This is a genomic window from Halomonas sp. ANAO-440, from assembly GCF_019915905.1.
Taxonomy (GTDB): domain Bacteria; phylum Pseudomonadota; class Gammaproteobacteria; order Pseudomonadales; family Halomonadaceae; genus Halomonas; species Halomonas chromatireducens.
The window spans coordinates 34,855-55,980 of record NZ_JAHXBV010000010.1 but is presented as its reverse complement, the minus strand read 5'-3'; the positions used below and the strand labels follow the sequence as shown (position 1 = coordinate 55,980).

General features: G+C 62.4%; 23 protein-coding genes. 6 read left to right on the top strand and 17 right to left on the bottom strand.

The genetic code is table 11. The features are described from left to right. Window positions 1-383: 383 nt before the first annotated feature. The 3 genes from mmsB to KZO25_RS09310 are packed head-to-tail and all read right to left on the bottom strand — an operon-like array spanning window position 384 to window position 3,712. Window positions 384-1,286: a 3-hydroxyisobutyrate dehydrogenase gene (gene mmsB / locus KZO25_RS09320; RefSeq protein ID WP_223136736.1), complete on the bottom strand. Its 903-nt coding sequence runs from the start codon at window positions 1,284-1,286 to the stop codon at window positions 384-386. A 56-nt stretch (window positions 1,287-1,342) separates the two neighbouring features. Then, entirely contained in the window at window positions 1,343-2,497 is a 1,155-nt protein-coding gene (locus KZO25_RS09315; RefSeq protein ID WP_223136735.1) for an enoyl-CoA hydratase/isomerase family protein, read from the bottom strand. Between the two features lie 48 nt (window positions 2,498-2,545). Beyond that, window positions 2,546-3,712 (bottom strand): acyl-CoA dehydrogenase family protein, encoded by a 1,167-nt coding sequence (locus tag KZO25_RS09310; protein WP_223136734.1) that lies wholly within the window; start codon window positions 3,710-3,712, stop codon window positions 2,546-2,548. 261 nt (window positions 3,713-3,973) lie between these two features. Here KZO25_RS09310 and KZO25_RS09305 point away from each other — a divergent pair, with 261 nt between their 5' ends. Next, a complete protein-coding gene (locus KZO25_RS09305) occupies window positions 3,974-4,414 on the top strand; it encodes a MerR family transcriptional regulator (RefSeq protein WP_223136733.1) in 441 nt (146 codons plus the stop codon). A gap of 116 nt (window positions 4,415-4,530) precedes the next feature. Then, window positions 4,531-6,234, top strand: coding sequence for an AMP-binding protein (locus KZO25_RS09300; RefSeq protein WP_223136732.1), 1,704 nt, complete (start codon window positions 4,531-4,533; stop codon window positions 6,232-6,234). A 334-nt stretch (window positions 6,235-6,568) separates the two neighbouring features. Here the strand turns inward: KZO25_RS09300 and KZO25_RS09295 are convergent, their stop codons facing one another. The 4 genes from KZO25_RS09295 to KZO25_RS09280 all read right to left on the bottom strand — a co-directional run bounded on the left by KZO25_RS09295 (window position 6,569) and on the right by KZO25_RS09280 (window position 9,488). After that, the gene (locus KZO25_RS09295) at window positions 6,569-7,147 is read right to left on the bottom strand and encodes a hypoxanthine-guanine phosphoribosyltransferase (RefSeq protein WP_114478911.1); all 579 of its coding nucleotides are present in this window, start codon (window positions 7,145-7,147) and stop codon (window positions 6,569-6,571) included. Window positions 7,148-7,200: 53 nt separating this feature from the next. After that, window positions 7,201-8,214: a beta-N-acetylhexosaminidase gene (gene nagZ / locus KZO25_RS09290; protein ID WP_066448435.1), complete on the bottom strand. Its 1,014-nt coding sequence runs from the start codon at window positions 8,212-8,214 to the stop codon at window positions 7,201-7,203. A gap of 88 nt (window positions 8,215-8,302) precedes the next feature. Then, window positions 8,303-8,821, bottom strand: coding sequence for a L,D-transpeptidase (locus KZO25_RS09285; protein WP_223136731.1), 519 nt, complete (start codon window positions 8,819-8,821; stop codon window positions 8,303-8,305). A 1-nt stretch (window position 8,822) separates the two neighbouring features. After that, on the bottom strand, window positions 8,823-9,488 hold the full coding sequence (locus KZO25_RS09280) for a TetR/AcrR family transcriptional regulator (protein ID WP_066448439.1): 666 nt from the start codon (window positions 9,486-9,488) through the stop codon (window positions 8,823-8,825). A 194-nt stretch (window positions 9,489-9,682) separates the two neighbouring features. On the opposite strand from KZO25_RS09280, the gene lexA reads away from it, so the two are divergent. Beyond that, on the top strand, window positions 9,683-10,327 hold the full coding sequence (gene lexA, locus KZO25_RS09275) for a transcriptional repressor LexA (RefSeq protein WP_066448442.1): 645 nt from the start codon (window positions 9,683-9,685) through the stop codon (window positions 10,325-10,327). Between the two features lie 40 nt (window positions 10,328-10,367). Beyond that, window positions 10,368-11,423 (top strand): DNA polymerase IV, encoded by a 1,056-nt coding sequence (gene dinB / locus KZO25_RS09270; protein ID WP_223136730.1) that lies wholly within the window; start codon window positions 10,368-10,370, stop codon window positions 11,421-11,423. An 87-nt stretch (window positions 11,424-11,510) separates the two neighbouring features. Here dinB and KZO25_RS09265 read toward each other — a convergent pair whose 3' ends face one another. Then, window positions 11,511-12,182 carry an energy-coupling factor ABC transporter permease gene (locus tag KZO25_RS09265; protein WP_223136729.1) on the bottom strand — a complete coding sequence of 224 codons (672 nt, stop codon included), beginning with the start codon at window positions 12,180-12,182 and terminating at the stop codon, window positions 11,511-11,513. A 21-nt stretch (window positions 12,183-12,203) separates the two neighbouring features. Beyond that, window positions 12,204-13,058 carry a formyltetrahydrofolate deformylase gene (gene purU, locus KZO25_RS09260; protein WP_066448448.1) on the bottom strand — a complete coding sequence of 285 codons (855 nt, stop codon included), beginning with the start codon at window positions 13,056-13,058 and terminating at the stop codon, window positions 12,204-12,206. A 248-nt stretch (window positions 13,059-13,306) separates the two neighbouring features. Between purU and KZO25_RS09255 the strand changes: the two genes are divergently transcribed. Further along, on the top strand, window positions 13,307-14,899 hold the full coding sequence (locus KZO25_RS09255) for a ribonuclease J (RefSeq protein ID WP_223136728.1): 1,593 nt from the start codon (window positions 13,307-13,309) through the stop codon (window positions 14,897-14,899). 116 nt (window positions 14,900-15,015) lie between these two features. On the opposite strand, the gene KZO25_RS09250 is transcribed toward KZO25_RS09255, so the two are convergent. The 7 genes from KZO25_RS09250 to mobA form a co-directional block, all read right to left on the bottom strand. Further along, window positions 15,016-15,309 carry an H-NS family nucleoid-associated regulatory protein gene (locus KZO25_RS09250; protein ID WP_066448452.1) on the bottom strand — a complete coding sequence of 98 codons (294 nt, stop codon included), beginning with the start codon at window positions 15,307-15,309 and terminating at the stop codon, window positions 15,016-15,018. Between the two features lie 150 nt (window positions 15,310-15,459). After that, entirely contained in the window at window positions 15,460-16,458 is a 999-nt protein-coding gene (moaA, locus tag KZO25_RS09245) for a GTP 3',8-cyclase MoaA (protein ID WP_223136727.1), read from the bottom strand. After that, window positions 16,442-16,924, bottom strand: a complete 483-nt coding sequence (gene moaE, locus KZO25_RS09240; protein WP_223136726.1) for a molybdopterin synthase catalytic subunit MoaE — start codon at window positions 16,922-16,924, stop codon at window positions 16,442-16,444. The genes moaA and moaE overlap by 17 nt, the downstream gene beginning before the upstream one ends. 1 nt (window position 16,925) lies before the next feature. After that, the gene (moaC, locus tag KZO25_RS09235; protein WP_066448457.1) at window positions 16,926-17,753 is read right to left on the bottom strand and encodes a cyclic pyranopterin monophosphate synthase MoaC; all 828 of its coding nucleotides are present in this window, start codon (window positions 17,751-17,753) and stop codon (window positions 16,926-16,928) included. After that, window positions 17,750-19,021, bottom strand: coding sequence for a gephyrin-like molybdotransferase Glp (gene glp / locus KZO25_RS09230; RefSeq protein ID WP_223136725.1), 1,272 nt, complete (start codon window positions 19,019-19,021; stop codon window positions 17,750-17,752). Before glp ends, moaC begins: the two co-directional genes overlap by 4 nt. Next, complete coding sequence (gene mobB / locus KZO25_RS09225) at window positions 19,018-19,599, bottom strand: molybdopterin-guanine dinucleotide biosynthesis protein B (RefSeq protein ID WP_223136724.1); 582 nt, start codon at window positions 19,597-19,599, stop codon at window positions 19,018-19,020. The genes glp and mobB overlap by 4 nt, the downstream gene beginning before the upstream one ends. Then, on the bottom strand, window positions 19,596-20,201 hold the full coding sequence (gene mobA, locus KZO25_RS09220; protein ID WP_223136723.1) for a molybdenum cofactor guanylyltransferase MobA: 606 nt from the start codon (window positions 20,199-20,201) through the stop codon (window positions 19,596-19,598). The genes mobB and mobA overlap by 4 nt, the downstream gene beginning before the upstream one ends. 179 nt (window positions 20,202-20,380) lie before the next feature. On the opposite strand from mobA, the gene KZO25_RS09215 reads away from it, so the two are divergent. Beyond that, the gene (locus KZO25_RS09215) at window positions 20,381-20,965 is read left to right on the top strand and encodes a cupin domain-containing protein (protein WP_410505383.1); all 585 of its coding nucleotides are present in this window, start codon (window positions 20,381-20,383) and stop codon (window positions 20,963-20,965) included. Here KZO25_RS09215 and KZO25_RS09210 read toward each other — a convergent pair. Further along, entirely contained in the window at window positions 20,962-21,123 is a 162-nt protein-coding gene (locus KZO25_RS09210) for a hypothetical protein (RefSeq protein WP_223136722.1), read from the bottom strand. The genes KZO25_RS09215 and KZO25_RS09210 overlap by 4 nt on opposite strands. Window positions 21,124-21,126: the final 3 nt, after the last annotated feature.

Here is a 21,126-nt window from a genome sequence, read left to right as displayed (position 1 = left end):
GCGACTGGAGGCCGCAGGCCTCCCGGCGGTGTTGCCGAGGTTCGCGGCCATCACCGGCGTTTCAGCCTCCGCCGGGCGCCTGGCGGCGCCAGTCGCGACGCGGAGCGGCGCTCCAACAATGATTCTCTCCACCGACGTTGCCACACCGCTGTCGGAGTATCTTTAGATCACGACTGGAGGCCGAAGGACTCCCGGCGGTGTTGCCGAGGTTCGCGGCCATCACCGGCGTTTCAGCCTCCGCCGGGCGCCTATCGGCACCAGTCGCGATGGGGACCAGCGCTCCAACAGCTGCTCTTTCATGTGCCGAGGCGCCTTCTGACGCCAGTCGCGACGCGAAGCGGCGCTCCAACAGCGATCATTTCAACCAACGGTATCGCCCCGTTTCACTCCTCCTCGCCGGCGCGGAAGAGCTTCTGGATGCTGGAGAAGTCCTTGCCGCCGTTGCCCTGGGATGCGTGAAGGGCGAAGAGGTTACGTGCCTGGGAGCCCATCGGCACCGTGGCCTTGCTCTCCAGGGCGAGTTCCCAGGCAAGGCCCAGGTCCTTGGCCATCAGGTCGGTCAGGAAGCCGCCCTGGTAGTCACGGGAGGCCGCGGAGCCCTGCATGACGCCGGGCCAGGGGTTATAGAGGTTCAGTGCCCAGTTGCCGCCGCTGCTCTGCTTCATGATCTCCGAGAGTACGGCCGGGTCGAGACCGTTCTTCACGCCCAGTGCCAGGGCTTCGGCGGTGCCGCTCATCAGTATTCCCAGCAGCATGTTGTTGCAGATCTTCGCTACCTGACCAGAGCCGACTTCGCCCGCGTGGAAGATGTTCTTGCCCATGCCTTCCAGTATGGGCTTGGCCTGCTCGAAGCCGGCTTCGGTACCACCCACAATGAAGGTCAGGGTGCCGGCCTGGGCGCCACCGACACCGCCCGAGACGGGCGCATCGAGATAGGTCAGCCCACGTTCGGCAGCGGCGGCACCGACGAAGCGGGCATCCTCCGGTGAGATGGTCGAGGCGTCGATGATCAGCGGCTTGCCTTCCAGAGCTTCGAACAGCCCCGGCGCCGTGTCACGGCCGAGATAGAGTCGTCTTACATGCTGGCCGGCGGGCAGCATCGAGATGATGACATCGGCACCGCTGGCAGCGCTCTGGGCGCTGGCGCAGGCGTGGGCACCGGCCTTTTCCAGGCTCTTCATGGCCGCATCCACCAGGTCGAAGACGCTGACCTCGTGGCCGGCCTTGACCAGGTTGGCGGCCATCGGCGCGCCCATGTTACCCAGTCCGATAAAGGCGATTTTCATACAGGTTGCTCCTGAGACTCATTATTGATTGTTGGTTCCAGCCGTAGACCGAACGTTCAATTTACGCGCTCGCCTGTGCCGAGGTCACGCAACGGGTGGGCCTCGCTGCTCCACAAGGGGACCATCAAGGCATCCAGGTCGGCCTGTGGCACGCTGTCGACATCGGCATGCTGCCACTGGGGGTTCTTGTCCTTGTCGATCAGCAGCGCGCGCACGCCCTCAGCGACATCTCCCTGCCGACAGCACTGAACCGACAAATTCAGCTCGTCGCGGAAGGCGTCGGCCAGGCTGGTATGACGATGGCGATCCAGCATCAGCCAGACCAGATGCGCGGTCAGCGGGCTGCCGGCCTCGAGCCGCGCACGGTTGGCCGCAAGCCAGGCATCGTCACGGGTATCGCGGAGGATCTGCTTCACGGCGGAAGGTGCATCGACCTGCCCTACCAACGTCTGGATATAGTCGAGATGGGGCCATACCTGCGCCTGGGGTGCCTGGGCGCGCTCTTCAATAGCGTCGACTGCCGCTTGCACGCCAGCGCGCAGATCCCGTGGGGTTCGCGCGCCGTAATCGGCTTCGCCCAGGGCTTCGAGCAGAGTTTCCCGCCGTTCGCGGGGAACAAAGTAGTCGGCCATGCCCAGATCCAGCGCGTCACGGGCGTTCAACTGGGCGCCGGTGATACCCAGGTAGGTGCCGACACCGGGTGGCATGCGATTGAGAAACCAGCTGGCGCCGATATCGGGATAGAGGCCGATGGTGATCTCGGGCATGGCGATACGCGTGGTTTCGGTCACGATCCGGTGCGAAGCACCGGCCGTCAGCCCCAGGCCGCCGCCCATGATGATGCCGTCTCCCCAAAGCAGGATCGGCTTGGGATAGGTGTGAATCCGGTAGTCGAGGCGATATTCCGTGGTGAAGTAGGTTTCAGCGAAGACGCTATCGCGCCGTGAACCACGGTTTTCGCCTTCTTCGGTCATGGAGCGATACAGCGCGACCACATCACCGCCGGCGCAGAAGGCCTTCTCACCCGCCCCTTCGAGCCAAACAGCCACGATGCTGCGATCCACCGCCCAGGCGGCGAGCTTGGCCATGAGCTGCTGCGCCATTGTCAGCGTCAGGGCATTGAGTGATTTCGGCGCGTTGAGGGTGGCAACACCAATCCGCCCACCGTCCCTTGTCGGGCGCTCGTCAAAGATGACCGCAAGTTCCGTCATGCAACTGCTCTCCTGATTGTTCTACGTAGCCTTACTCAATGCCTCGTCTTACTGCAGCGCTTCGATGACGCCATCCGCCAGCAGTCGACGGGCCACGATGACCCGCATGATTTCGTTGGTGCCCTCGAGAATCTGATGCACCCGGGTGTCGCGTACCATGCGCTCCAGCGGGAACTCCCTGAGATACCCGTAACCGCCGTGGAGCTGAAGGGCATCATTGCAGACATTGAAACCCATGTCGGTAGCGAACCGCTTGGCCATGGCGCAATGGGCGGTGGCGTCGGGGTCGCTGTTGTCGAGCCGCCATGCCGCCTGACGCACCATCAGCCTCGCCGCCATCAATTCGGTAGCCATGTCGGCAAGCTTGAACTGCAGCGCCTGGAAACTCGACAGCTCACGACCGAACTGCTTGCGATCGGCCATGTAGTCACGCGAGAGAGTCAACGCATGCTGTGCGGCACCCAGTGAACAGCTGGCAATATTGAGCCTTCCTCCGTCAAGCCCCTTCATGGCCAGCTTGAAGCCTTCGCCTTCCTCTCCCAGGCGATTGCCGACCGGCACCCGGACGCCATCGAAACTGACCAGGCGTGTCGGCTGGCTCTTCCAGCCCATCTTCTCTTCGTTCTTGCCGTATTCGATGCCCGCCGCATCGGCCGGAACGAGGATTGCGGAAACACCGCCCGCCCCACTGTCGGGTCCACCGGTCCGCGCCATGACGATGAGGACATCGTTGGCCCCGGCCCCTGATATGAACATCTTGGAGCCGCTGATGACATAGTCATCGCCGTCCCGTACCGCTTTCGTGCGCAGGCTGGCTGCGTCCGAGCCTGACCCCGGTTCAGTGAGGCAGTAGCAGCCCAGGCACTCACCGCTTACCAGTCGGTCCACCCAGCTTTCACGCAGCGCCTCGCTGCCCCAACTGGCAACCATCCAGGCAACCATGTTGTGGATGGTAAGATAGGCGGTAGTCGAGATGCAGCCCTGGGAGAGCTGCTCGAAGATCAGCGAGGCATCCAGGCGGGACAACCCCAATCCGCCCCGCTCTTCGGGGATATAGATACCGAGGAAACCCGCCTCACCGGCGCGTCGAATGACCTCGACCGGGAAGTGCGAAGTGGCGTCCCATTCGGCGGCGTGATCGGCCAGTTCGGCCCTGCTGAAGTCGGCGGCCGCTTGAACGAGCGCCTTCTGGTCATCGGTCAGGGAGAAATCCATCGAGGTGTCCTCATGTATCGACTGAATGGTACGACCGAGATGTTCGATCCAGGTAGTGGTAGCTGATCGATCGCCGGATTGCCATGGGTGGGAAACACCCTGTTGCGCGAGCCTGATGGCAACCAACCTAGCACTTGCTAGGTTTTATCGCATACATCCCTTGGTCTACAAGCACTTTACGTTAACGTCAACGTCGTCTAGTGTTGCGGTTAAGTGGAGGGAAACCGCTAGACGGCCCACCAAGTCACAGGAAAGGTAGCAATGAGCACAGCCGAACCGGAAGCCACCACTGTAATCAATGGCAGTCTGCCGCAGCAGCGCCGCACCTACTCCATCGGTGAACTAGCCCGCATGTTCGAGGTGACGCCGCGCACAATCCGGTTCTACGAGCAGGAAGGCCTGCTGGCCCCTGAGCGCCGGGGGCAGACACGGATCTATCATGAAAAGGATCGCGTGCGACTCAAGCTGACATTGCGAGGCAAGCGGCTTGGATTTTCGCTGGCCGAGATACGCGAAGTCATCGAGATGTATGACGCCATGCCGGATGGAAACGCACGCCAGCTCAAGCGCCTCCTGGAGATACTGGCTGACAAGCGCACCAACATGGAGCGACAGCTCGAGGATATCAGACTGATGCAACGAGAGCTCGATGACGTGGAGATGCGGGCCCGCGACGTCCTCAAGCGCCTGGACCAGCAGTGATTCTGCCCGCCGGTCTTCCGGTGTTGCCCTGCAAACAGGCATCGACACCACCAGGCTGCTGCCAGCTCTTGTGCCAGTTTTACATTTAATCTTGCAACAACAAGACGGGTAACACGATGACACGCCAACACTCACAGAATCGCGTTCAGAACAGCTACGTCAGCGGTATCAGCGATACTCCGCTGAAGGGACAGACCATCGGCGACTGTTTTGACGAGACAGTGGCACGCTTCCCCGATGGCGACGCCCTGCTCAGCCTGCACCAGGGCCTGCGCTATACCTGGACGGAGCTACAGCAAGCGGTGGATGAGGCGGCCCGTGCCCTGCTGGCATTGGGCGTGGTAAAAGGCGACCGTGTGGGCATCTGGTCACCCAACTGCGCCGAGTGGACCATCACTCAGTTCGCCACCGCCAAGATCGGCGCGGTGCTGGTCAACATCAACCCCAGCTATCGTACCCACGAGCTGGAATATGCCCTCAAGCAGTCGGGCGCGTCGACGCTGGTACTGCAGGGGAAATTCAAGTCTTCCGACTACGTGGCAACGCTGGCTGAGCTGGCGCCTGAGATACGAGACGCCGCACCTGACACCTTCAGTTGCGCCAGCCTTCCGGAGCTCAAGCGGGTCGTCTGCCTCGACGCGGACCTCGCCCTGCCCGGCATGCTCACCTGGCAGGGCATGCTTGGTCATGCCGACCAGGTCTCCGCCGAGCGCCTGGCGGAAGTACAAGGCACCCTGCAGTTCGACGACCCGATCAATATCCAATATACCTCCGGCACCACCGGGGCTCCGAAGGGCGCCACCCTCTCCCACCACAACATCCTCAATAACGGTTTCTTTGTTGCTCGCACCATGGGCTTTACCGAGAAGGACCGCCTGGTGATCCCGGTGCCGCTTTACCACTGTTTCGGCATGGTGATGGGCAACCTGGGCTGCGTGACCCATGGTGCCACCATGATCTACCCGGGTGACGGCTTCGACCCCGAGGCGACGCTGAAGGCGGTTTCCGAGGAGAAGGCCACGGCACTCTACGGCGTGCCCACCATGTTCATCGCCGAGTTGGAGCACGCCAACTTTGCTCAGTACGACCTCTCGACGCTGCGCACCGGGATCATGGCCGGGTCCATCTGTCCCATTGAGGTGATGCGCCAGGTCATCGACAAGATGAACATGGAAGACGTCACCATCTGCTATGGCATGACCGAGACCAGCCCGGTCAGCTTCCAGACCCAGACCGATGCGCCGCTGGATAAGCGCGTGACCACCGTGGGCACTATCCACCCGCATCTTGAGGTCAAGCTTGTCAGTCCCGAAACCGGCGCCGTGGTACCTCGCGGTGAGACCGGTGAGCTCTGCACCCGCGGCTATAGCGTGATGCTGGGCTATTGGGAGAACGAGGAAGCCACCGACAAGTCGATCGACGCGGCCGGCTGGATGCACACCGGCGATCTGGCCACCATGGACGAAGAGGGCTATGTGGCCATCGTCGGGCGCATCAAGGACATGATCATACGCGGCGGCGAGAACATCTACCCCCGCGAGATCGAGGACTTCCTCTACACCCACCCGGCTATCTCCGACGTCCAGGTCATCGGCGTGCCCGACGAGAAATACGGCGAGGAAGTAATGGCCTGGGTCAAGTTGAGCGAAGGCCAGCAGCTGACCGGCGACGAGCTGAAGGAATTCTGCAAGGGCAAGATCGCCCACTATAAGGTCCCGCGCTACGTGAAGTTCGTCGATGAGTTCCCGATGACCGTCACCGGCAAAATCCAGAAGTTCAAGATGCGCGAAGAGGCCACCCACGAGCTGGGGCTGGCGTGATCGGATAGTCGCTCTTGGTGCCGATGCTGGCTATTGTTATCAGCGTCGGCAGCCTCCGCCAAGGCGCCTGCCGGCGCCAGTCGCGACGCGGAGTCGGAGCGCCGAACCGAGCGCTCCAACAGCTGTTCTTTCATGCCACGGCGGTCACTGCCGAGGCGCCTGGCGGCGCCAGTCGCGACGCGGAGTCGGAGCGCCGAACCGAGCGCTCCAACAGCTGTTCTTTCATGCCACGGCAGCCTCCGCCAAGGCGCCTCGCGGCGCCAGTCGCGACGCGGAGCCGGAGCGCCGAACCGAGCGCTCCAACAGCGATTCTCTCTATCAACGACCCCCTTCCCTACAGCCCCTTGGGTGCGAAGATTCCCGGGGCGTTGCGCCAGTATCCCTTGTAGTCCATGCCGAAGCCGAAGACGTAGCGGTCAACGACTTCCAGGCCGCAGTAGTCGGCGCGCAGGTCGGGCACGGCCTTGCGGTCGTGGCGCTTGTCGACCAGTACCGCCGTCGAAATGCTCTTGGCGCCGGCCTTGTGGCAGTAATCGAGGATGGCGGCAAGCGTGGTGCCTTCATCGAGGATGTCGTCGACGATCACGACGTGACGGTCGGCCATGGGCACTTCCGGCGAGACGCGCCAGAACAGGTCGCCACCACGGATACCACCGCGATAGCGCGTGGCATGCAGGTAGTCGACTTCCAGCGGAAAGCCCAGGCGAGTCAGAAGATGGCCGGTGGTGATCAAGCCACCGTTCATCACGCAGTAGAAGACCGGCAGCTTGTCGCCCAGATCAGCGGTGATCTGCTCCGCCATGCGATCGAGAGCAACTTCGACCTCCTCTTGCGTGATCAGGCAGTCGGCGCTCTCCATGACATCGCGCATGGTGGTCAGGGACTGGTGGAAATCGGGATCGAGTTTGGGCATTGGGAGCTCATGTCGCTGAAGGGTAATCGGTAATCGGGACGGGACGTGATCGTTCAGTCCTGGGCCATGGCTTCGAGGCGGGCGTGAACACGACGCCAGCGCCCCAGCGCTTCCAGGGCTTCAGGCTCCGGACGAGCCCGGCCATAGCGTAGCCGGGTCGCTGGTCGTATGGTGCGCCCCTGGCAGGCGTCAAGCACCTCCAGGGCGGCAGCGCGGTCGTTGCACACCAGCACCATGTCACAGCCGGCGTCCAGCGCTGCCTGGGCACGCTCATAGGGGCCGCCGGCATATCCGGCCCCGGCCATGCCGAGGTCATCGGAGAAGATCGTGCCCTTGAAGCCGAGCGATTCACGCAGCAGCCCCAGCCAGCTGTTGGAGAAGCCGGCGGGACGGGCATCGAAGGCGCTGTAGATGACATGGGCAGGCATGACGCCGTCGAGCCGACAGGCCAGGTCGGCGAAGGGCACCAGGTCATGGCCGCGGATGACATCGATGGGCCTGTCGTCGACGGGCAGTTCCAGATGCGAATCGGCAGCGACGCCTCCGTGGCCGGGGAAATGCTTGCCGACGGCCGCCATGCCGGCTTCATGCAGGCCGGCGACGAAGGCTTCGGCCATGGCGGAAACCGCGAGCGGATCGCTGGAAAAGCTGCGGTCCCCGATCACACTGGAGATGCCACCGTCGACATCGAGTACCGGTGCAAAACTGAGGTCGAGTCCACAGGCGGCCATCTCCATGCCCAGGAGCCAACCGGTATCGAGGCACAGTCTCAGGGTGACTTCCGGTGCTGCAACATAGTCGCGGCCAATCCGTCCCATGGAGGGAATCCGGGTAACGCCTTGACGCAGACGTTGCACCCGCCCCCCTTCCTGGTCGACGGTCAACAGCAACTCAGGGCGCAACTGTCGTATGGTGTTACAGAGGGAGCGAACCTGGCGGGCATCCTCGATATTGCGAGAAAAGAGAATCACCCCGCCCACCTCGGGACGAAGCAGTAGCCTGCGCTCGTCGTCGCTCAGCTGCGTGCCTTCCAGATCCAGCATCACCGGGCCGAGGGTCTGCGTCATGATCGGATTCCTTGGGCTAGAAGGAGGCTGATTCTAGACCAAAGTTGGTCGAGGTGACAGCCATGCGCAAGGGCTTGATGCTCAGCCTTCAGTCATGCAGCCACACGGGCGTCCCGGGAGGGGCCAGGGAAAAGAGATGCAGCAGCGACGACGTGCTCAGGCGGATGCATCCATGGGAGCGCGGCACGCCCATTGGCTGGTCGGGTGGCGTGCCGTGAAAGTAGATATAGCGCCGCTGGCTGTCGACCTCGCCCCCGCGGTTGAACCCCCGCTCCAGCCCGCAGAGCCAGATGATGCGGGTGAGAATCCAGTCGCGATGGGGGTGTGCTTCGGCCAGTGCCGGGGAAAATCGCTCCCCGGTGGGCCGCCGACCTCTGAAGACCGTGCCCGTGGGCAGCCCATCACCGATGGCAGCTCGCACATAGTGCCACCCCAGCGGAGTGCAGCCGCTGCCCTCCTGCTGACCGGTTCCAGCCAGGGCGGTAGAGACGGCCCACTCTGCCTGAGGCCTTGATCCCTGCCAGTGGACCAGACACTGATTCGCGACATCGACTTCCAGCCAGGTGCCCGTTGCCGGTGGCAGCTCGGTCAGGCGCGGTGTCCGCATATCAGCTCGCCTCGGCCTTCGGCATGGGGGGTGGCGGAAGCGGTGCGTTCATGGCAGCCACCACCACCGGCCGCAAGCGGCGGATGAGGTCGCGCACGGAAACATGTTCCTGATAATCCTTTTCAGCGATATCACGCAGCGCATCCAGCCCTGAGAGGGTGAAGATCACGGTGCCAAGCACGAAGTGCAGGCGCCAGAAACGCTCGGAATCGGGCAGGTCGGGTGTTGCCAGCCGGACAAGGTCAGTGAAACGCGAGAACACGCTGCCGTACTCATCCTGAATGTAGCGTCGCAGATGCCCCTGGGCCTGGCTATAGGCAAGCCCCAGCAGCTTCATGAACACCTTGAGGCTGTGGCGTTCGCCAGGCACCTCAAGGACGGTACGCGCCATGGTTTCCAGCAGGACTTCCAGTGGAATGACGCCACCGGCATGCTGCGCTTCCAGCTCATCCAGGGCATGGTGGAAGCGCACGGTGAAAGGATCCAGATAGCGGGCGAACACCGCCTGAATCAGCGATTTCTTCGAGCCGAAATGGTAGTTCACAGCGGCCAGGTTGACTCGCGCCTTGCTGGTGATGGTCCTCAAGGAAGTTTCTGCAAAGCCACGTTCTGCGAACAGGACTTCGGCAGTATCGAGGATGCGTGTGACGGTGTCGGTTTGAGCCATTATCTTGATCCCGCTGGAAACGCGTGTTTAAAACATTACAAAAGTCTACGTGATTTCAGCGTTTCGCTCAAATTAATTGACAAGCATCTGTTTGAAACGTGCCATACCACTCGCTAGCCACAGGCCTTTTTACTGGATAGACTTCCATGCTGTATACTTGAACAATACTCAAGGCACCGCTACCCGGAGGTCGCATGTCACGCCCCCTCACCTCACGCCAGCAGAACGTCTACGACTTCATTGTCAAGACAATGAACGAGTTCGGCTACCCGCCGACCCGTGCCGAAATCGCCCGCGCCCTGGGCTTCCGTTCCCCCAACGCGGCCGAGGAGCACCTGCGGGCCCTGGAGCGCAAGGGCGTCATCCGGGTCATCCGTGGTACGTCCCGGGGTATTCGCCTGCCGGCGCAGGACGCCGAGCCGGTCGGGGGCGAACCTGCCGTGGAGGGCTTGCCGATCATTGGCGAGGTAGCAGCCGGCAGCCCTATCCTTGCCGCGGAGCACATCGATCGCTACTGCCCCCTGCCCCCTGAATTCTTCACTCCCCGTGCCGACTATCTGCTGAAGGTCCGCGGCCTCTCCATGAAAGATGCCGGCATCCTCGAGGGCGACCTGCTGGCTGTGCATCGCACGGATCGCGTTCGCGACGGTCAGATCGTCGTTGCCAGGCTCGAGGATGAAGTCACCGTCAAGCGCTTTCATCGCAATGGCCACCAGGTCATCCTCGAGGCCGAAAATGCCGATTTCGCACCTATCGAGGTGGATTTACGCCACCAACCCCTGGAAATAGAGGGCGTAGGCGTTGGCGTGATTCGCGGCGGCAGCGGCCAGGCGCTCTGATGAATTCGCTCACCCTCGGCTAGCTGTCGAACGGTTGCCCATGGATTCCGTTCGCAAGATTCTGCATGCCGACTGCGATTGCTTCTATGCCGCGGTGGAAATGCGCGACAACCCGGCGCTGCGCGAGATTCCGCTGGCCATCGGCGGCAGCGCCGAAGGTCGCGGCGTCATTGCCACATGCAACTACCCGGCTCGCCGCTATGGCATCCACTCCGCCATGCCCACGGCGCGAGCCTTGCGGCTGTGCCCGCAGCTAACCCTCCTCCACGGCGACTTCGACCGCTACCGCGAGGCATCGCGCCAGATTCAGGCTATTTTCCATGAGCTGACGCCGCTGGTTGAGCCTCTGTCCCTGGACGAGGCCTTTCTCGACGTCACCGCGGTAACGCGCTTTTCGGGCAGCGCCACCTGGATGGCACGCTGGCTGAAGGAGGAGTGTCAGCGACGTGTGGGCATTACCGTCTCGGTGGGTGCCGCACCGTCGAAATTCCTGGCAAAGATCGCCAGCGACTGGGAGAAGCCTGACGGCCTGACGGTGATTACCCCGGACCGGGTCGCTACCTTCATCAAGACTCTTCCGGTGACCAAGCTGAATGGCGTGGGTCCGGCTACCGCCAGGCGGCTGAAATCACTGGATATCGATACCTGTGACGATCTGCAACGCCTGCCCCAGGATCGATTGATCCACGAGTTCGGCAAGTTTGGTCATCGCTTGTTCGAGCTGGCGCGCGGTATCGACACCCGCCCGGTAAGGGTGGAGCGTGAACGCAAGTCGGTCAGCGTGGAGACCACTTTCGCAACAGACCTTCCCGGCTTGCCCGACTGTCACAGGGAGCTGGCAGCGCTGTGCGACAGGTTGGAATCCCGGCTGGCAAGGCATGGCCACCCGCCGCTGGCGGGGCTGTTCGTCAAGGTGCGCTTCGACGATTTCAGTCTGACGACCATGGAGGGGCGCGGCAGCACGCTCTGCAACCAAACCTTCAACGCCTTGCTGGCACAGGCCTGGGCGCGCAAGAAGCGGCCGGTACGCCTGCTGGGTGTCGGGGCAAGGCTGGTGCCGGAGGATGCCAGGCGACAGCTGACGCTTCCTCTGTAGCACCCACCCCATGCCACCTGCCCTACAAGATATGCCCCCGGTCTACAGCACTCTCACCAGAGGGCCGTCAGGTAGCGAAACCCTGCCCTACTTGGTGTCGATATAGCGATGATCATTGAAAGTGGCCACCCAGCCGGGATGGTAGACCATCAGGATGCTGAGCAGCATGCCGGTCAGGAACGCCTCGGAGGGCATCAGCAGGGGTAGAAAGAGCGCGTATTCCTGCGCCAGGTAGATCGCTTCCGGATCGGTCGCGCCCAGCATGACCAGCCCCAGGCCGGTGAGCCCTGTGCCGAGCGTGGCCAGCGCTGCGCCGAAGAAGCCGCAGAGAAAGAGAAAGACCATCAGATTGTCCGGCAGGCGGCGATCCACCAGGCGCCACACCAGCACGGTGATACCAACGGGTATCACACCGGTAATCAGAACGTTGACACCCAATAGCGGCCAGGCAGCCTTGCCGAGCAGGACCAGGGCCAGGTTGGCGAGCAGGTTGGTGACCAGCGCCAGGGGCGCCTTGAAGATCAGCGTCAGCAGCGCCGTGAACATCAGGTGCAGGGTCAGCCAGTCCACGGCCTGGGCGCGCAGCTGCCACAGCAGCACTACGGCGACGGTTGCCGCCAGCCAGCGGTGCTGTAGCGCCCTGTCTGCGATCAGGGTTTCCCAGGGCCTCTGTGCCAGGACAAGGCCGACGACACCCAGGGACAACACGCCGCAGGCGATCAGCAGCCAGGGAGCCAGCATGGGCTCGGAAAACGACATGTCCGCCTCCAGCGTTAAAGCTCAGGCAAAAACGACCGTCTTGTTGCCGTGGATGAGCACTCGATCCTCCAGGTGCCAGCGCAGCCCCCGTGCCAGAACGGCTTTCTCCACATCGCGGCCGAATCGAACCAGATCCCCGGGAGTATGACAGTGACTGACCCGATGGATATCCTGTTCGATGATGGGGCCCGCATCCAGTTCCTCAGTCACATAGTGGCAGGTGGCACCGATCAGCTTGACCCCCCTGTCGTGGGCCTGGTGATAAGGGCGCGCACCGACAAAGGATGGCAGGAAGCTGTGATGGATATTGATAACCCGCCCGGCGTATCGCCGGCAAAGGCCGGGTGGCAGGATCTGCATGTAGCGCGCCAACACTACTGTGTCGGCATCCAGTGCCTCCACCTGGGCCTCTATTTCGGCAAACGCAGCAGCCTTGTCGGCGGCATCCACAGGCACATGGAAATAGGGCAGCCCATGCCACTCGACCATGCCCCGCATGTCCGGATGGTTAGAGATCACACCGACAATATCACCCTCCATTTCCCCCGCGGTCCAGCGATAGAGCAGATCCACCAGGCAGTGTGATTCCCGGGAGACCATGACCACCACACGCTGGCGTCGCCGCGTATCGCGCAGTGCCCACTCCATCTCGAACTCGCGCGCCACCGGCTCAAAGGCTTTGCGCAATTCGTCACCGGTCATGTCAATGGAATCGGAGAGGATTTCATAGCGCATGAAGAAGCGGCCCGACGCCAGGTCGGAGTGCTGACTCGCCTCGGTAATAGACCCACCATGGCCGGAAATGAAGCCGGAGACACGAGCCACGATGCCGCGGCGATCAGGGCAGGAAACAACCAGACGGTAGTAATGGGACATGGGCAACCATCGACTTGCTGAGCGTGGATCGGAGAGCGCGCATTGTAGCGAACTCGCGGACGCGAGACACGTCGAAATGGTAGCCGGCGCCTTGGGGTCTACATTGTGGAAGCCCGCGGCGATCCCGTATAGTGAAGACTCCATTGCCTGACCATGATGTGCCGATGATTGCATCCAGCGCCACCATTCGCCCACGCCGTAGAAAACCACTTCATTTCTTGCCGCTGGGCGGTTGTGGTGAGATAGGCATGAACCTGGGGCTCTATGGTCACGACGGCGAATGGATCGCCGTCGATTGCGGCATGATGATCCGCCAGGACCTCCCCGACAGCCCGCTTCAGGTTCCCAGCCTGGATACCGCCGTGGCCCTGGGCATTGAGCCCTCCGCCCTGATCATCACTCACGGCCATGAAGATCATATCGGTGCCGCCGCCTGGCTCTGGCCGAAATGGCAGTGCCCGGTGCATGCCACCCCACTGGCGGCTGGCCTGCTCCGCGCGAAGTTCACCGAACGCGGGCTTGCCACCGATGCGATTCAGGTGATCGACCCGGGCGAGGCGCTGGAAACGGGCCCCTTCACCCTGCGCTACCTCCCGCTGACACATTCCATACCGGAAAGCTGCGCCCTGTTGATCGCCGTGGGTGGCTATCGGGTACTTCATACCGGCGACTGGAAACTCGACCCCGAACCCTTGATCGGCCCGCCGGTGAAGGGGTCTCTGTTCCGGGCCCTGGCACCGGTGGACCTCGTCGTGGGAGATTCCACCAATGCCCCCCTTCCCGGCCACTCACGCAGCGAAGGCGAAGTGGCGCGCGCGCTGGAGCATCGACTGAGCCAATGCACTGGACGGGTGGTGGTTTCCTGCTTTGCCAGCAACCTGGCCAGGGTGCTGGCGATTGCGCTGGCCGCTGAGCGCTGCGGACGACGGGTGAGCCTGATGGGACGGGCCATGGAACGCATGGTGGGGGTGGCTCGCGGGCTTGGCTATCTGGACGACATGCCGCCGCTGGTTCCGGCAAGCGACCTGGGGTATCTGCCACCGGAAGAGGTATTGGTCATCGCCACCGGCAGCCAGGGCGAGCCTCGCGCCGCACTGAGCCGCCTGGCCAACGGCAGGCACCACAGCCTCGAGTTGAGTCCGGGCGATACCGTCATCTTTTCGGCAAAGGCGATTCCGGGTAACGAACCACAGATCGAGCGCCTCAAGCATGGATTGAGACGCCTCGATGTCGCCATCTGGGATGAATTCAACCATCCGGAACTACACGCCTCCGGACACCCGGCCCAGGAAGAGCTGCGTATATTCTATGGCTGGATCAAACCCAAGCATCTGCTGCCGGTACATGGAGAACCCCAGCATCAGCGCGCCCATCGCGCTCTTGCCGATACCCTGGGAATCCAGGCACCGGTGAGCCCGGTCAACGGCGACCTGATTCGACTGGACGTCGATGGCCTGACCCTGGAAGCTCGCCACCCCCAGCGCCCTTGCATCGTCAGCCAGAACGCCGTCACCCCGCTGCCGGGATTGGCCGCCGAGCGGGGCTCGTCGCGTCATGGCATTCTGCATCTTGCGCTGCCCATCGCCTCCACCGGCCCGGGGTGGACGCGAATCGGTCGCTTGATGCTGGATGCGCACCGTGTCAGCGCGCTGGACGAAGATGCCCTTGCCGACTGGCTGGATGAACGGCTGGAGGAATTACACGCTGAAAGCCTGGCGGAACTACGAGTGGCACTACAGCCCATGCTGACTGCCTGGCTGGCTGATCATCTTCGCCAGCTGCCTGACATACATCTGCAATTACTGGCGGTGGAAGCCCCGGCCTTTGGTGACAAAGACTGACCGCGTGTTCAGGCCGGATGCAAGTTCAGTTCAGGTTGAAAAGGGTACGGGGGTTATGCCGTGAAAATCCCCCGCACCTGAGGCATCAATCCTGATAAGCAGCAGTCACTGAGCCATCATGAGCCCCCTGCGTTCTTCTTCGGTGGACGCCCACGACGACGGCGCGGCGGCTCACCCACGAGATCTTCCACAGAAAGACCGGCATCACTCATGGCCTCGCGGATCTCGGCCAACTTCCGCTCCTTGTCCGCCTCCTCCTTTTCGCGGAGTTTGTCTTCTTCTTTTTTCTGCTCGATTACCTCGCCAATGACATCGGAGAGCTTGTTCAGCTGCTCCATGCTCAGCTGTCGAGCGGCGGCACGAGCCACGTTCTTGTTGCGGGCGATGCGCTCCAGGGTTTCGCTGGACATGGGCCTCCTCCATACAGAAATCGACGAGCAAGCCGAAAGGCTTACTCGTCAAAAGTATATGTGGTGATGACCAGTTGGCAAGAAATGAACGAACAGAGTTACGACATGTTTCTTGAAATAAGCAGCGCAAATGGAGAGGCAAGCGGGTGCTTATCCACCCGTCATGTTCATGAAGCGCACAACCTGCACATCACCGTCAGTAGTAAAGTGGTGACGCTCGGGCTTGAGTGGCAGAGCCTCGACGATAGCCGTCTTCAAGGCGTCGATATCGCCGGGATGACGACGCAGTACGGCACGTAGATCAACGGAATGTTCATTGCCCAGGCAGAGCAGCAGGCGCCCCTCGACGGTCACCCTTACCCGATTGCAGCTCGCGCAGAAGTTGTGGCTATGCGGTGATATGAAACCCACTCTCGAATCGCTGTCGCCCATGCGGAAGTAACGCGACGGCCCCAGCGTGGACTCAGTGGTCGGAATCAGGGGATAGCGGTTTTCGATGAGCGTTTGCACTTCATCGCTGGAACAGAAGGTTTCGGCACGAGAATGATCGGAGACGTCGCCCAGCGGCATTTCCTCGATAAAGCTGATATCGAGTCCTTCGGCACGAGCGAAGTCGACCAGGTCCACCACTTCGTCATCATTGCGGCCCTTGAGCACCACCGCATTGAGCTTGATGCGCTCGAAGCCTGCTTCCCTTGCCGCTCGGATGCCCTCCAGCACACGAGCCAGATCTCCGGTTCGTGTCAACTGACGAAAGCGGTCGGCATCAAGGGTATCGAGGCTGATATTCAAGCGCTCGAGCCCTGCATCTCGCAGGCGTTGGGCATGTTTTACCAGACCGGCGCCATTGGTGGTCATGGCGAAATCCCTTAGCCCGGGCAAGCCCCCGATCTCCTCGACGAGGCGGTCAATATCCCGCCTGACCAGGGGTTCGCCGCCCGTCAGGCGAACCTTTTCAACGCCCATTTCCACGAAGGCTCGGGCCACCATCCCGAGTTCTTCCAGTGTGAGTACCTGGGCCCGTGGAAGGAAGGTCATCTCTTCGCTCATGCAATAGACGCAGCGAAAATCGCAGCGATCCGTCACGGATATACGCACATAGCGAACCCGTCTACCGAAATCATCGATCAGCTCAGAGGCTGCTGTCATTGTCGCCCTCCCAGCGGCTGGCATCCTGGTGGTCGGAGTCGCGTTCAGCAACCCAGTATTCACCCGAAGCACTGTGCTCCTTTTTCCAGAACGGCGCACGGGTCTTGAGATAATCCATGATGAAGTCGCAAGCCTCGAAGGCCTCGCGACGATGCGCGCTGGCCACGACTACCAGTACGATAGGATCTCCAGGGGTCATGCGTCCAACGCGATGAATGAGTCGGACCCCTTGAAGCGGCCAACGCATCTCGGCCTCGGCGACGATCTCGCCCAGCGCCGCTTCCGTCATGCCCGGGTAGTGTTCCAGGGTCAGCGCCGTGACCTCGGGACGCTCATTGAAGTCGCGAACCAGACCGGTGAAACTCACGACAGCACCGACATCGGAGCGCCCTGCCAACAATAACCGCTGCTCTACCCCCGCGTCGAAAGGCTCATGCCGCACCTCAACCTTGGCTGCCTGCACCATATCAGCCCCCCGTGACCGGTGGGAAGAAGGCGATTTCATCTTCATTGGTGATAGGCGTGCTATCCAACGCCATCACCTGGTTGACCGCACACAGCACCCGTCCTTCGGAGAGGCGCGCGAAGCGCTTGTCACGTGCAACCAGGGCTGCCTTCAAGCCACCCACATCAGCGCTGGCGAGGCTATCCAACGGCAGGGAGAGCTCGCTGACGCCGAGTCGCTCACGCAGCTCGGCCAGGAACTTGACCCGCAGACAGGGATCCTCGATATCGCAGCGCGTGCCCACGGAAACCTGACCCACCACACCTTCACCGGTGACGATTGGTGCCGGTGCGGCGGTCATGTCGCGGTGCGTCGTCAAGTCACGGCGATAATCCCCCGACTTGCCGCCGGTCTTGGTGTCGAGATGGATACCGCCTATCTCCATGTCCTTGTCCACCGCCTTGCACATGTCATAGAGGGTCAGGCAGGCAACGGAAACCGCCGTCAAGGCCTCCATTTCGACTCCGGTGCGGCCATTGAGCCGGCAGGTGGCATTCACCTCCACCCGGGACGCCGCCTCGTCGAGACGGAACTCGATGCTGACCTTGGACAGGGCCAGCGCATGGCACAGTGGAATCAGCTCATGGGTACGCTTGGCGGCCTGGATGCCGGCGATTCTTGCCGTTGCAAGCACGTCACCCTTGGGCAGCCCACCTTCGCTGAGTAGCGCCAGTGTTTCCGGCTTCATCTGGATGTACCCTGATGCACACGCCTCCCGGCGGCTTTCCGGCTTGTCGGCGACATCCACCATATGGGCTTCGCCGCGTTGGTTGAGATGGGTCAGTGTCATGAAGGCATGCCTCGGCAGAAATCAGCAAACGGTTGTATGGTGGCGGCCTCGCCTTGCGAAATGGCCTCGCAGTCGGCGGGAATCTCGATCAGACAGTTGGCGGCCACCATGGAAGAGAGAATACCGGAACCCTGGTGACCAGTACTGCGTACATGGAGCTGCCCCCAGGCATCGCAGTGAAAGACGCCGCGCAGGAAATCGACGCGCCCCGCCCGGCTTGGCATGTCGTGCTCAGTCCGGGCAGTCAGCCGACAGGGTTCCAGTGTGGGGCAGCCCTGCAGCCGCCTGAGCAGCGGTGCCACAAACTGCAGGAAGGTGACCATGGCCGCCACCGGATTCCCCGGCAGGCCAAAGAACGGGGTGCCTTGCGCCCCGAGTCGCCCACAGGCCAGCGGGCGGCCGGGACGAATGGCAATTTTCCAGAACCCCAGCTCTCCCACCTCCGCCAGTGCCGCTCGTACCTGATCGGCCTCGCCTACCGACACCCCTCCGCTGGTGATGACCAGGTCGGCATCACGTGCGGCATCGGCAAGCGCGGTGATAATGGCACCTCGATCATCGGGAAGGATGCCGAGATCGCATACCTCTCCGCCATGCTCGGCAATCAGCCCCGCCAACGAAAACCGATTGGCATCGAAAATTCCTGCTGAAGGCAGTGGCTTGCCCGGCGCGGTAACCTCGTCCCCCGTGGAGAAAACGGCCACCCTGGGGCGCCGACGAACGAGGGCCTGTGCCATGCCCAGTGATGCCAACAGCCCCAGTTCGGCGGCGCCCAGCCGTGTGCCCGCGGCAAGTGCGACGGCACCCCGGGCGATATCCTCACCGGCAAGGCGTACGTTCTGCCCCCTGCGCACCGCGTCGGGATGCGCGACCCACACCCGGCCTTCCTGATGCTCGATCTGCTCGCGCATGATGACCGTATCGGCCCCCGGCGGCAGTGGCGCACCCGTGGTGATACGCACGCACTCACCGGAAGCCAGCGCTGGCTCATGTCGATGCCCGGCCAGAACCTCTCCTGCCAATATCCAGCTGTCAGGCAGTGCCGTGCCGGTTTGCGGCCAGCCCAGGGCAATCCCGTCCATGGCACTGTTGGTGTTCTGCGGCACATCGATGGGCGAGACAAGGGACTCGGCTAGCACACGGCCATGCAGGCACGCGAGAGGCTGCCACTCTTCCGCCAATGGGTGCGGCACCAGGTCGAGAACGGCGGCTCTTGCCTCGTCCACCGTCAACATGCGCTCACCGAAGTCGAAACAGGAGAGGCTCATGGCGCAAGCTCCCGTGGCGAGCGCTCGGACGGCCACCGCGCCGGCCAGGCTGCCACCCAGTCGACCAGCGAATCCAGGTCATCGAGGGGCAGTGCTTCGACCCCCTTCGGTAGTACAAGCGGTGTGGCGCTGGCCACCGCCTTGACCCAGGGGTCCTCGGCAACCCTCAGGGATTTGCCGACCTCCTCGCGATACAGTTCCAGCTTGGGCAGCGGCCAGGCCTTGAACCCCTCCACCAGCACCAGGTCGGGATGCTGGGGGCGCATCATTTCGATCAGGGTCGCAAGATCGGCCTCTTCCTGCTGCGGCGTCTCCATCATCAGCGCCAGGCGCGCCCGGGAAGCGACCAGCATCGGTGATGCCCCAGCCATGCGCAGGCGGTAGCTGTCCTTTCCCGGCTGGTCGACCTCGAAGCCGTGATGGGCATGCTTGATCACGGCGACACGCAGGCCACGCTGGGTCAACGACGGCAGGATCTGCTCCAGCAGCGTGGTCTTGCCGGTACCGCTCCAGGCCGCAATGCCCAGCAGGGGCAAGCTGGCATCGAGCGGTAGACTGGCGTGAATCACGGCACTCATCCGGTCGGGGCCTCCTGGTTCAGGCGCAATTCGAGACGCTGCTTGTCATCCTCGGTATTCAGGTTGGCGAAGCTATCCGGACAGTCGCTGAAATCGACGCGATACCAGTCATGGCGCGCATACCAGCGGTCGATCTTGCGTTCGCCACCGGCAAGGGCAGCCTCGAGGTCATCGGCCAGCGATACCCGCAGCAGTGCCACGACCGGATGCAGCCGCTCACCGTCATGGGCCACGGCGATATCGCCCTCACCGATGCCTGCCACCATTCGCTCGACGAGATCCATGGGCAGCGCGGGGGTATCGCAGGGCACAACGAGTAGCCAAGGCGTCTGGACGGAACGCAGCCCGGTGTAGATCCCCATCAGCGGCCCCTGATAGTCGCCCTCAAGGTCGCCGATCACCCGGTCGGCCAGGCTGCGGTAGATCTCGTGATGGCGATTGGCATTGATCCAGACACTGGCTAGCCTGCCTTGGAGACGCTCACGCACATGGGCCACCAGCGAGCGGCCGGCGAAAGGTTCCAGGCCCTTGTCTCGCCCCCCCATGCGGCGCCCTTGTCCACCGGCCAGGATCAGTCCGGTCACGTCGTGCCTAGGGTTCATCATCGCTCCTGCTGCGCTTTTATCGAATGATTCCCATGATGCACTAGCCGGCCCCACGGTGCCACGGCGAGGCGCCCTGGAGGGGCTTGACCATGATGCGTATCACGCGCAGAGCTTATACAAGGCACCGTCAAGGGGTATGATGTGTCAAGCAAATCGAACGGACCCGACGGAAATTGATGATGGAATCATTGAATGTAGGAACCCGGCTACGCGAACTGCGCAAGGCACGCAAGCTTTCACAGCGCGAACTGGCCAAACGGGCTGGCGTCACCAACAGCACTATCTCACTCATCGAACAGAACAGCGTCAGCCCCTCGGTGAGTTCGCTCAAGAAGATTCTCGACGCCCTGCCGGTATCGATCAGCGCCTTCTTCGCCGGTGACGAACCCGCCCCGCCCCGCGCCTTCTATTCCGCCGACGAACTCACCGAGATCGGCGACGGCAATCTCTCCTGGCGGCTCGTGGCGGCTCGCCGTCCGGATCGCAGCATATCGATCATCCACGAGCGCTACCCCCCGGGGGCCGATACCGGTACGGACATGCTGGAGCACGAAGGCGAAGAAGGTGGCGTGGTGATCTCGGGTGAGATCGAGATCACCGTTGCCGGAGAAGCCCGGGTACTCGGCGCCGGAGACGCCTACTACTTTGACTCGCGACTACCCCATCGCTTCCGTAATACCGGGGACGTGGAGTGCGTCATCGTCAGCGCCAACTCCCCGCCTACCTTTGCAGAGGGCGGCAGGGAGATTCACCACGCCTAAGCTTTGGCCGAAATCCGAGCTTTACCAGAAAACCAAGCTTTGCCAGAAAACCAAGCTTTGCCAGAAAACCAAGCTTTGCCAGAAAACCAAGCTTTGCCAGAAAACCAAGCTTGGCCTGAAAACCAAGCTTGGCCTGAAAACTGGCTGCGCTTGGCCATACC